This is a genomic window from Stenotrophomonas sp. NPDC077461, assembly GCF_049545475.1.
GTDB classification, from domain to species: domain Bacteria; phylum Pseudomonadota; class Gammaproteobacteria; order Xanthomonadales; family Xanthomonadaceae; genus Stenotrophomonas; species Stenotrophomonas nematodicola.
Genome location: NZ_JBMWDO010000006.1, coordinates 146423 through 157914 on the forward strand (window position 1 = coordinate 146423; position 11492 = coordinate 157914).

The 11492-nt window shown below is 67.7% G+C and carries 10 protein-coding genes; 4 read left to right on the top strand and 6 right to left on the bottom strand.

What is annotated here, in order from left to right; genetic code table 11:
• Positions 1–166 precede the first annotated feature (166 nt).
• Positions 167–1018, top strand: a complete 852-nt coding sequence (locus ACPEH8_RS12390; protein ID WP_423666903.1) for an acid phosphatase — start codon at positions 167–169, stop codon at positions 1016–1018.
• 80 nt (positions 1019–1098) lie between these two features.
• On the opposite strand, the gene ACPEH8_RS12395 is transcribed toward ACPEH8_RS12390, so the two are convergent.
• Positions 1099–3366, bottom strand: a complete 2268-nt coding sequence (locus ACPEH8_RS12395; RefSeq protein WP_153165478.1) for a TonB-dependent receptor — start codon at positions 3364–3366, stop codon at positions 1099–1101.
• A gap of 210 nt (positions 3367–3576) precedes the next feature.
• Between ACPEH8_RS12395 and ACPEH8_RS12400 the strand changes: the two genes are divergently transcribed.
• Both ACPEH8_RS12400 and ACPEH8_RS12405 read left to right on the top strand, forming a co-directional pair.
• Positions 3577–4602, top strand: a complete 1026-nt coding sequence (locus ACPEH8_RS12400) for a TIGR00266 family protein (RefSeq protein WP_136005733.1) — start codon at positions 3577–3579, stop codon at positions 4600–4602.
• A 49-nt stretch (positions 4603–4651) separates the two neighbouring features.
• Positions 4652–5647, top strand: coding sequence for a patatin-like phospholipase family protein (locus ACPEH8_RS12405; RefSeq protein ID WP_423666906.1), 996 nt, complete (start codon positions 4652–4654; stop codon positions 5645–5647).
• A gap of 47 nt (positions 5648–5694) precedes the next feature.
• On the opposite strand, the gene ACPEH8_RS12410 is transcribed toward ACPEH8_RS12405, so the two are convergent.
• The gene (locus tag ACPEH8_RS12410; protein ID WP_017355505.1) at positions 5695–6177 is read right to left on the bottom strand and encodes an Lrp/AsnC family transcriptional regulator; all 483 of its coding nucleotides are present in this window, start codon (positions 6175–6177) and stop codon (positions 5695–5697) included.
• Positions 6178–6304: 127 nt separating this feature from the next.
• Here ACPEH8_RS12410 and phhA point away from each other — a divergent pair, with 127 nt between their 5' ends.
• The gene (phhA, locus tag ACPEH8_RS12415) at positions 6305–7201 is read left to right on the top strand and encodes a phenylalanine 4-monooxygenase (RefSeq protein ID WP_026070682.1); all 897 of its coding nucleotides are present in this window, start codon (positions 6305–6307) and stop codon (positions 7199–7201) included.
• Between the two features lie 104 nt (positions 7202–7305).
• On the opposite strand, the gene ACPEH8_RS12420 is transcribed toward phhA, so the two are convergent.
• The 4 genes from ACPEH8_RS12420 to ACPEH8_RS12435 form a co-directional block, all read right to left on the bottom strand.
• Positions 7306–8412, bottom strand: a complete 1107-nt coding sequence (locus ACPEH8_RS12420) for a GDSL-type esterase/lipase family protein (RefSeq protein WP_312709702.1) — start codon at positions 8410–8412, stop codon at positions 7306–7308.
• 133 nt (positions 8413–8545) lie between these two features.
• Positions 8546–9301 carry a 2-dehydro-3-deoxy-D-gluconate 5-dehydrogenase KduD gene (kduD, locus tag ACPEH8_RS12425; RefSeq protein ID WP_423666909.1) on the bottom strand — a complete coding sequence of 252 codons (756 nt, stop codon included), beginning with the start codon at positions 9299–9301 and terminating at the stop codon, positions 8546–8548.
• 66 nt (positions 9302–9367) lie between these two features.
• Positions 9368–10216: a 5-dehydro-4-deoxy-D-glucuronate isomerase gene (kduI, locus tag ACPEH8_RS12430; protein ID WP_017355509.1), complete on the bottom strand. Its 849-nt coding sequence runs from the start codon at positions 10214–10216 to the stop codon at positions 9368–9370.
• Positions 10217–10432: 216 nt separating this feature from the next.
• Positions 10433–11491, bottom strand: a complete 1059-nt coding sequence (locus ACPEH8_RS12435; RefSeq protein WP_017355510.1) for a LacI family DNA-binding transcriptional regulator — start codon at positions 11489–11491, stop codon at positions 10433–10435.
• Position 11492 lies beyond the last annotated feature (1 nt).

The window sequence follows — 11492 nt, forward strand, 5'->3', positions numbered from 1 at the left end:
CGTAAGCGCATCGAATTCCGTGCGCCAGTAGATGTTTCCTATCTTCTGAGCCGATTCGCCGGTCGATCAGGGTGGTTTGTGCCGGGTCTGGCCGCATGACGGCCGGCGCTGCCAGCGGGCGGGCAAGCTGCGATCATGCGCGTCCGACTGTTTCCGAGACCTGCCGATGTCGTCGACCTTCACGCCCTTCCCCGCCCTGCGCCCCCTGCTCGGCACCGCCCTGCTCGCAGCGCTGGCCGGCTGCGCGACGACGGCCGCCCCGCCAGCCACGCCCGTGGAAGCCTCGGTGACGACCAAGGCGGTGGGCTATCTGTCCGCCGATGCGGTGCCGGCCAGCCTGGCGCTGGTGCCTGCACCGCCGGCCGCCGGCTCGGCCGGTTTCGCCCTGGATGAGCAGGTCAGCCGCGAGGCACGGGCGCTGCGCGACAGTCCGCGCTTCGCGCAGGCCCACCGCGATGCCGAACTGGGCTTCCCGGCCGGCGCCAACCAGTTCTCCTGCGCCATCGACGTGGAGGTGGACGCGGTGAAGACGCCGGCGCTGTACCGTCTGCTGGAACGCAGCCGCATCGATGCCAGCGCGGCCACGCGCACCGCGAAGAAGCACTACCAGCGCCCACGGCCGTTCATGGTCAACAACGAACCCACCTGCAGTCCGGAAGACGAGCAGGACCTGCGCGGCAATGGCTCCTACCCGTCAGGCCACACCTCGATCGGCTGGGCCTGGGCGTTGATCCTGTCCGAAATCGCGCCGGACCGCGCCGACGCGATCCAGGCCCGTGGCCGCAACTACGGCGAAAGCCGGCTGGTATGCAACGTGCACTGGCAGAGCGACATCCTCGAAGGGCGTTTCATGGGCGCCGCCGCCGTGGCGCGCCTGCACGGCAACGCCGCGTTCAACAAGGACCTGATGGCCGCACGAAAGGAGATCGTCGCCGCGCGCAAGGCGGGCCTGCATTCCAGCCGCGACTGCGCGGCCGAGGAAGCGGTGCTGAAGGTGCGGCCGGCAAGCGCGCTGTAGGAGACCTTGCGTGTAACAGCCGACCAACGGTCGGCGCTACGGAAGCGGGTGCCGACGCGTGGTCGGCACCCGCCCGGCCATCAGAACTTCGCGGTGAACTCCACGCCGAACGTACGCGGCTCGTTGAGGAAGCCGGTCAGGTTGTTGAAGTCGATCGCACCGACCACACGCACCTGGTCGGTCAGGTTGCGACCGTACACGGCAACGTCGTACTGGCCGTAATCCCAGTTGTAGCCCAGGCGCAGGCCGCCTTCCAGCGACGAACGGCTGCGGAACTCCGGGGACTCGTACAGGAAGAAGTTCACTTCGCTGCGGTAAGCCCAGTCGGTGTACACGTACAGCTCGCTGGCGTCAGTGATCGGGAAGCCCGCACGCAGGGTCAGGTTGTGGATCCACTTCGGCGCCTGCGGCAGCGGATTGCCGTTGACCAGCGCGTAGGTGCCGCCGTTGATCACGGTGGTCGGGTCGGTGATGGTGCAGCCGCCACCGCAGATCGCCACCGCCAGGTCGCGGTCCTTGATCTCGGTGTCGTTGTAGCTGCTGCCCAGGGTGAGCAGCACGTGGTCGGTCAGGTAGGCTTCGAAGTCCAGCTCGGCGCCCTGGCCGATGGTCCTGTCGGCGTTGAGCAGGGTGGCGGTGTTGTTGCTGCCGCCCACGGCGATCAACTGCTGGCCGTCCACGTTGTAGCGGAACACGTTGAAGCCCAGGCGGGCACGACGGTCGAACAGGTCGGCCTTGATGCCGGCCTCGTAGGAGATCACCTTCTCCGAATCGGCCTGCGACACGCCGCCGAAGGCCAGGCGGCCCTGGATCGACGGGGCGCGGAAGCCCTTGGCCACGCGCGCGTAGGCATTGAGGTTGTCGGTGATCTGGTACACACCGCTCAGATCCCAGCTGACGTCGTCGACATCGCTCTTGGCGATGTACGGGCCGCTGACCGGCGTCCCCCCCTGCACGGCCTGCAGCACGCTGGCGCTGAAGTCCTTCTTGTCCTGCGTGTAGCGCACGCCACCGCGCAGCTTGAAGCGCTCGGTCACGTCGACATCGCCGGAAGCGAACGCGGCCCACGCCTTGTTGCGCTGGGTCTGCACGGCATGGCCGGTCTGCGGATTGCCCGGAGTAAGCGAGTCGTAGTTGAAGCTGTCGATGGTGACGTCTTCATCGAAGTAGAACACGCCGGCCTGCCAGTCGAAGCGGCCCCACTCGTTGGATTCCACGCGGAATTCCTGCGTCCACTGACGATGGTGCGGCAGGCCGTCGGCCGACTCGGACGGGAACGGGATGAAGCCCGGGCCATAATTGCCCGCGCCCAGGAAGGCCGCGCCGTAGCCACCGTCGATGTCGCCGTGGTTGAGCGACTCGGCGGTCTCGTAACCGGTGATCGAGTGCAGCGTCACGCGGCCCAGGTTCCACTGCAGGCGCGCGCTGCCGCCCCAGGTTTCCAGGTCCGAGAAGTTCTCGCCGTCGGTGGACACGTCGTCGCGGTCGAAGTTCTCGACCAGCTGGTTGGTGCCCGGCTTGATGATGTTGGCGCGGAACAGGCGCGCGGTGCCGTTGAGCTTGCGCTTGTGCAGGTTGAACAGCGCTTCGACATCATCGCCTTCGTACAGGAACTGCACGCGCGCGGCGGCTTCGTCATAGCCTTCGAAGCCCTGCGCCGGCGCGTTCTGGCGGGTGTTGGTCACCCAGTCGTCGCGGCGCTGGTACAGCGCCGACACGCGCGCCGACCAGCGGTCGGTCAGCGGGCCGCCGTAGGCGCCCTGCGTGTTCCAGGTGTTGTAGCTGCCGTAGGCAACCTTGATGTAGCCATCGGCATCCTGCGACGGACGCGCCGAATCGAACTTCACCACGCCGGCGGGGGTATTGCGGCCGAACAGCGTGCCCTGCGGGCCGCGCAGCACTTCCACACCGGCCAGGTCGAACAGCGGGAAGCCCTTCAGCAGCGGGCTTTCCTGCACCACGTCGTCGTACACCAGCGAGACCGGCTGCGAGGCATTGAGATCGAAGTCGGTATTGCCCAGGCCGCGGATGTAGAAGCGCGGGAAGGCACGGCCGTAGGACGATTCAATGTTCAGGCTGGGCACGCGTGCCGACAGAAAGCGGATGTCGTCGCCGGCCGAACCGAGCACGTCCAGCTTTTCGCCCTGGATGGCCGAGATCGAGACCGGCACGTCCTTGGCGTTTTCCACACGGCGCTGCGCCGTCACCTGCAGGGTATCGAGGGCGACCGGGTCCTTGGCGGCGGGCGCGTCCTGGGCTGCGGCCGTCAATGGCAGCAGGGCGGCGAGGGCGATGACGAGCGGGTGCACGGACGGAAACCGGCCGTGGGCAGTGCGGTTCGGGAACATGGCGTTTAGGCTGTGTTGGGAGGGGTGGTGGACCGGCGCTACCAGACAATTGTTGCAGTACAGCAACAGCGTCGCAAATTCCGGTCATTCATTACCAAGATCCGGCCACGCGGGTGTGAAGGCGCCGGGCGGACGTCGCCCGGATTTGGCAGGATGGCGGGGTTGCCGGCCAGCGGCCGGCGCTGCTCCCTTCCAGCCAGGTACATCGTCATGACCCAGTGGTACTTCCACAGCACCGCCCAGCCCGACCGCGTTGGACCGCTCGACGACGAGGCCGCCCGCCAGTACGCCCGCAGCAACCCGCGCGCGCTGGTCTGGTGCGAAGGCATGAGCGGCTGGATGGCGATCGGCGAGGTGCCCGAGCTGCTGGCCAGCACGGCCGTCCCGACCGGCGCGCCGCCGCCGCTGCCGGGAGCGGGCGGCCGCAGCCAGCGCGCCGACGATATCGAGTTCCGCATCGTCGGGCATGAAATGCAGTTCGTGGAGATCGAGCTGGACCCGGGCGAGAGCGCCATCGCCGAAGCCGGCGCGCTGATGTTCAAGGACGCCTCGGTCCAGATGGACACGGTGTTCGGCGACGGCTCGCACAGCGGCCAGGGCGGTGGCTTGATGGACAAGCTGATGTCGGCCGGCAAGCGCGTGCTGACCGGCGAAAGCCTGTTCGCCACGCTCTACACGCACACCGGCCAGGGCAAGGCCAAGGTTGCCTTCGCCGCGCCCTACCCCGGCACCGTGCTGCCCATGAAGCTGGACCAGCATGGCGGCCGTCTGGTCTGCCAGAAGGACAGCTTCCTGGCCGGCGCGCGCGGCGTGCAGATCGGCGTGCAGTTCCAGCGCAAGATCATGACCGGCCTGTTCGGCGGCGAGGGCTTCATCATGCAGAAGCTCGAGGGCGACGGCTGGGTGTTCATCCATGCCGGCGGTTGCGTGGTGGAGCGCGAGCTGGCAGCCGGCGAACGCCTGGACGTGGACACCGGCTGCGTGGTGGCCTACCACGCCAGCGTGGACATGGACGTGCGCCGCGTGGCCGGGATCAAGAGCATGGTGTTCGGCGGCGAAGGCGTGTTCCTGGCCACGCTGACCGGCCCCGGCAAGGTATGGCTGCAGTCGCTGCCGTTCTCGCGCCTGGCCGGTCGGATGTGGATGGCCGCGCCGCAGGCCGGTGGCCAGAGCCGCGGCGAAGGCTCGGTGCTGGGCGGGATCGGCCGCATCCTCGACGGCGACAACCGCTTCTGAGGCCGGTACGACCCGGTATGCTATCGCCCATTCACTTTACGCCGATGCCATGACCGCCTTCCGCCACACCCGTCTCGTGCTGTCCGTTGCCCTGCTCGGCCTGCTGGCCGGGTGCGGCGGCGATCCCGTCCGCCCGACCCCGCCCCCGGCGGCGGTGCCGGTCGCGCAGGCCAAGCCGGTGAAGATCGGCGTGGCACTCGGTGGCGGTGCGGCCAAGGGCTTTGCCCATATCGGCGTGATCAAGATGCTCGAAGCCAACGGTTTCGAGCCGGTGGTGGTATCGGGCACCAGCGCCGGCAGCGTGGTCGGTGCGTTGTATGCCAGCGGCATGGACGCCTTCCAGATGCAGTCCAAGGCGGTGGCCCTGGATGAAGCCAGCATCCGCGACGTGCGCCTGTTCTCCGGTGGTCTGGTGCAAGGCCAGAAGCTGCAGGACTACGTCAACGCGCAGGTCGACAACCGTCCCGCGGAGAAGCTGAAAAAGCCCTTCGCTGCGGTGGCCACCAATCTGGATACCGGCGAGCGCGCGGTGTTCGTGCGCGGCAACGTCGGCCAGGCCGTGCGCGCATCCAGCAGCATCCCCGGGGTGTTCGAACCGGTGAAGATCGGCAGGAACAGCTTCGTCGATGGCGGTGTGGTCAGTCCGGTGCCGGTGGACGCGGCACGCCAGCTTGGCGCGGACATCGTCATCGCCGTGGACATCTCCAGCAAGGCCAGCGGCAAGTCGCCGACCGGCATGCTCGGCATCGTCAACCAGTCCATTTCGATCATGGGCCAGCGTTTGGGCGAGCAGGAGCTGGCCCGTGCGGACATCATCATCCGCCCGAAGGTGCTGGATATCGGCGCGGCCGATTTCAGCCAGCGCAACAACGCGATCCTCGAAGGCGAGAAGGCCGCGATGGCGGTCATGCCGCAGATCCGCGCCAAGGTGCAGCAGCTGCAGCGCGCGCGCGCCGCAGCCCTGGCCCCGCCGCCCAAGCCGACGTGCGATGAACCTTCGCGCATGGGCAGGCTGATGGGCCGCAAGGAAAAGTGCGACGGCTGAGGCGCCGACCAACGGTCGGCTCTACCCGCTGGAACAAGGGCTCGCCCTTATTCCAGCTGCGAGAGCGGCAGCGCCCGGAAGTCCTTCACGGTACGCAGCACGAAGCTCGAATTCACGTCGGCCACGCCGGCCGCGTTGAGCAGCTTGTCGAGCAGGAAACTGGAGAAATGCTCCAGGTCGCGCACGTAGATGTGCAGCAGATAGTCCATGTCGCCGGTCAGTGCGTGGCAGGCCACCACTTCATCCCACTCCACCACGCTGTCGGCGAACACGCCGATGGCATGCTGGTCGTGCTTCTCCAGCTGCACGCGCACGAACGCCTGCAGGCCCAGGCCGATCCGGCGCGGCTCCAGGCGCGCACCGTAGCCGGCAATCACACCCTCGCTCTCCAGGCGCTGCACGCGGCGCAGGCAGGCAGACGGGGACAGGTTCACACGCGCCGCCAGTTCGGCGTTGGTGGCGCGGCCATGTTGCTGGATCTCCGCCAGGAGACGCAGATCCGTGCGGTCGAACTGGGCATCCCCGGACATTGCTGCTCCGCAACATTGAATGGACGCAATGATATTGCGCCAACACGTCATATCTGTGCAACTTTGCAATCCTCTTGCGCGCACCCTGCCCTAGCATCGACAGATGACTTCGCAGGAGACCACCACGATGGACACCGCCACCGCCCCGCGCCGCGTCGAACACCAGCAGACCGACAAGGGATACGTGCCGGTCTATACCACCGCCATCGTGGAACAGCCCTGGGACAGCTACACCGCCGACGACCACGCCACCTGGAGCACGCTGTACCAGCGCCAGCGTGAGCTGCTGGAAGGCCGTGCCAGCCGGGAGTTCCTGCAGGCGCAGGACGAGATGGGCATGAGCGCGCACATGATCCCGCGCTTCGACCAGCTCAACGAGGTACTCGGCGCGGCCACCGGCTGGACCCTGGTCGGTGTGGAGGGGCTGCTGCCCGAACTGGACTTCTTCGACCACCTGGCCAACCGCCGCTTCCCGGTCACCTGGTGGATCCGCCGCCCCGACCAGATCGACTACATCGCCGAGCCGGACATGTTCCACGACCTGTTCGGGCACGTACCGCTGCTGATGAACCCGGTGTTCGCCGACTACATGGCGGCCTACGGACGCGGCGGCGTCAAGGCGCACGCGATCGGCCCGGAAGCGCTGCAGCACCTCACCCGCCTGTACTGGTACACGGTGGAATTCGGCCTGATCAACACGCCCGAAGGGCTGCGCATCTACGGCGCCGGCATCGTCTCGTCCAAGGGCGAGTCGCTGTACTCGCTGGAATCGGACGCGCCCAACCGCATCGGTTTCGACCTGGAGCGGATCATGCGCACCCGCTACCGCATCGACACCTTCCAGAAGACCTACTTCGTCATCGACAGCTTCGAACAGCTGATGCAGGCCACGGCACCGGACTTCACCCCGATCTATGCCGCACTGGAAGCGCAGCCGCATCTGCCGGCCGGTGACGTACAGGACGGCGACACGGTCTTCCATGCCGGCACCGGCGAAGGCTGGGCGGACGGCGGCGACGTATGACCGCCGCGTAGAGCCGGGCTCTGCCCGGCTGCCCCGCACCGTAGAGCCGGGCTCTGCCCGGCTGAGCCGCACCGTAGAGCCGGGCTCTGCCCGGCTGCCCCGCGCTAGCGCGGATACGCCAGCAGTACCACCAGATCCTGCTCCCCACGCTGCTGCAGCGCATGCAGGCTGCCCACCCGGGTCAGCAACGCGTCGCCTGCTGCCACGTCGTACTGCCTGCCGTCCAGCACATAGCTGCCCTGCCCACTGACGATGTAATAGATCTCGTCCTTGTGCTGGGGGTGCAGGCCAATGCCGGCGCCCTTGTGCAGCACGCGCTTGCGCAGCACGAACGGCAGGTCCGTGTCGTCGGCAAAGAACGGGTAGGCGGTCGTGGGGCCGGCACCACCATGCGGGCCGGGCTGGGCGATGGCGATGTCGCGCTCGTGCACCACCCGCGAAGGCTTTCCCGGATCGGCGCCCTGCCCTGCGGGCTGGCTCACGTCGCAGTCGATGTCGCGCTTCAACGCAGGCGTCAGCTCCGGCTGCAACGCCACCCAGTCGCGCATCACCAGGCACGCCACTGCCGTCGCACCGGCCTGGCTGAAGTGCGTGCCGTCGGCCTTGTTCTGTTCGGGCACGAACATGAAGTACGGTTTTGCGCCCTGCTCGCCCAGCGCACGGATCCAGTGCGTGGAACGGGCGTTGAGGTCGATCAGCGCCACCTGTTCGCGCACGGCCAGCTGCTTCATCGCCTGGGTGTACAGCCCATGCGTATCCAGCAGCGACCCGAAGTCGTACAGCAGCCGCGCCACCGGGGTGATCAGCACCGGCGTGGCGCCCTTGTCGCGCGCCAGCTGCACGTAGCGCATCAGGTACTGCGGATACGCGCCGGCCGGATCGGTGTAGCGGGTGGGGTCTTCCACCTTCGCATCGTTGTGGCCGAACTGGATCAGCAGCACATCGCCGCGCTGCAGCTCGGCGGCGATCGCCTCCAGGCGTTTCTCATCGATGAAACTGCGCGAGCTGCGGCCGCCCTTGGCGTGGTTGCGCACCTCCCACCCCGCCGGATCGAGATAGCTCTGCAGGGCCTGGCCCCAGCCGGCCTGTGGCGCGCGCTCCGGGCCGTACGCGGCGGCGGTGGAGTCACCGGCAATGAAGACGCGGTGCGGGGCGCACAGCGCGCTGGAGGCTGCGAGCAGCAGCGACAGGGACAGCAGCAAACGCAGCATGGTCATGCTCCTGGAGGGAGAGTGGCCGGCCATCGGCCGGCACTGCCGGGCAAAGGGAAAAACCCGGATGACAGATGGGCGCCCGAGGGCGCCCATCGTCTGCCCGCGTGGGCGCATCGTTCGAGCGTGGGGCTTACCGGGCCAGCCAGCCGCCGTCGACCGGCAGCACCGCACCGTTGACGTAGTCCGAGGCGCTGGAGGCCAGGAACACCGCCGTGCCCCCCAGGTCTTCCGGGGTGCCCCAGCGGCCGGCCGGGATGCGGTCGAGGATGGACTTGTTGCGGTCCTCGTCGGCCCGCAGCGCGGCGGTGTTGTCGGTGGCCATGTAGCCGGGCGCGATCGCGTTGACGTTGATGCCCTTGCCGGCCCATTCGTTGGCCAGCAGACGGGTGATGCCGGCGATGCCGCTCTTGCTGGCGGTGTACGACGGCACGCGGATGCCGCCCTGGAAGGACAGCATCGAGGCGATGTTGATGATCTTGCCGCGGCCCTGCGCGATCAAGTGCCGGCCAGCCGCCTGCGAGATGAAGAACGCGGACTTGATGTTGACGTTCATCACGTCGTCCCAGTCCTTCTCGCTGAAGTCCACGGCATCGGCGCGACGGATCAGGCCGGCGTTGTTGACCAGGATGTCCAGGCCACCCAGGCCCTCGACGGTTTCGCGGATGACGCGCTCGACCGGTTCGATGCTGATCAGGTTGGCTTCGATCGCCAGGCAGCGGCGGCCCAGCGCGGTGATTTTGGCGATGGTCTCGGTGGGCGGCGCGATGCCGGCCACGGCGACGTCGGCACCGGCCTGCGCCAATGCCACCGCGATGCCCTGCCCCAGGCCGGTATTGCCACCGGTGACCAGAGCGACCTTGCCTTCCAGACTGAACGGATTAGCCATTGCGTATGCGGTCCTTTTCAATGCGTAACAGGCGCCGCCCGCGCGCTGCGGGCGGCGCGCGAGGGGTCACTTGAGCTGGCAGATGTCCAGCACGTGCATGTCGGTGTAGTCCAGGTTTTCGCCGCCCATCGCCCAGATGAAGGCGTAGTTGCTGGTGCCGGCGCCCATGTGGATCGACCACGGCGGGGACACCACCGCTTCGTTGTTCTGGATGACGATATGGCGCTGCGCGTCCGGCTCGCCCATGAAGTGGTACACGCGGTCGTTCTGGCCCAGATCGAAGTAGAAATACACTTCGCTGCGGCGGTCGTGCAGATGCGGCGGCATCGTGTTCCAGACGCTGCCCGGCTTGAGCACGGTCAGGCCCAGCAGCAGCTGCGAGGACTGGCAGGTGGCCGGCACGATGTACTGGTAAATGGTGCGTTCGTTGCTGGTTTCCAGCGCACCGCGGTCCAGGGCCACCGCGTCCTTGATCGACAGCGCCTTGGTCTCGAAGCGCGCATGCGCCGGGGTCGAGGCCAGGTAGAACTGCGCCGGGTTGGCGGCATCGTCGGACGCGAACACCACCTCTTCGCTGCCCATCGCCACGTACAGGCCGTCCTTCGGCCCGAGGGTGTAGACGGTACCGTCCACGGTGACGGTGCCGCTGCCGCTGCCGACATTGATCACGCCCAGCTCGCGGCGCTCCAGGAAGGCATGGCCGGCGGCCGAGGCCGGTTCGGTCTGCCGCGGCAGCGAGACCGGGCCGGTGACCGGGGCGGCACCGCCGAGCACGAAGCGCTCGTAGTGGGTGTACTTCAGCGTCACCGCATCGGCATTGAACAGGCCGTCGAGCAGGTACAGCTCGCGCAGGTCGTCGTTGCTGGCGCCCTTGATGGCGTCGGGATGGGTGGCGTAGTGGGTCTTGCAGTACATGGCGTCTCCAGAGCAGGGGTGGGCCGACGGGTCGGCCCCGGCGCGGTTTCCGATCATTCTAGCCAGATAGGAAACCGGTGTCATTTTGCGGTGCAAGGTGGGGTGGGCGGGCCGCCCCATGCACAGGTGGGAAAGGCGGTGCGATCGGCAACCGGTTGACCCGGCGTGTGGCGACGCGTTGATGATGACGACGCGTCGTTGCCATCGCGGCGCGGGTCAATCCTCCGGCGGTTGGCAGGAATCGCGGACGATCAGGTGCGGGCGCACGCTGGCAATCTGCAGCGCGGCCTGGCCATCGGGCTGGATCAGCATCGCCGCCGCCGTGCGCCCGGTGTCACGGGTGTGACGGCGCACCGAGGTCAGCGACGGCCACAGGCGCGAGGCCAGCGGGCTGTCGTCGTAGCCGATGATCGAGAGCTGGCGCGGGATGTTGATGCCCGCGCGCAGGGCGACCTTGTACACACCGGCCGCCATTTCATCGTTTCCGGTGAAGATCGCGGTCGGGCGCTGCTTGCCCAGCAGCAGCTTCTCGGCGGCAGCCACGCCCGATTCGAAGGTATAGCCGGCCTCCACGATGCGCGCCGGCGGCAGCTCGATGCCGCGCTGGGCGAGGGCATCGATGAAGCCGGCGGTGCGTTCGTGCGCCGAGCGGTAGGCGCTCGGGCCGGTGACCAGCGCGATGTCGCGATGGCCCAGCGACAGCAGGTAATCGGCCGCCTCGGCCGCACCGTCGCGGTCGTGGGTGACCACCATCTGCGAGGTGTCGTCCAGCGGCAGCGAGGCGATGCGGGTGAAGCGGCAGCCGATCTCGTCGAGCATGTCCACCAGCGCCTGGTCTTCCGACGCACGCGGCACCAGGATCACGCCGTGCAGCTTCTGCTGCTGCACGAAACGGCGCACGCCTTCGATATAGCCGGGGCTGCGCGAATCGCACGGGTGCACCACCAGCTCGAAACTGGAGCCGCGCAGCGCATCGAGCGCGCCGTACTGCATGTCCACGATGTACTGGGCGGTGGGGTTGTCGTACACCATGCCGATCAGGAAGGAGCGGCGGAACGCCAGCCCGCGGGCCAGCGGATCGGGGGCGTAGCCCACTTCACGCATCAGCGCCTCGACCTTCTCGCGCGTGTCCTTACGCACCAGCGGGGAGTTGTTGATGATGCGCGAGACGGTCTTCTTGGATACCCCGGACAGACGCGCGATGTCGTTGATCGTGGCGGCCTTGCCCTTGGTCAATCCGTGCGGGGACGGATCGGTTTTGCTGCGCAATGACATG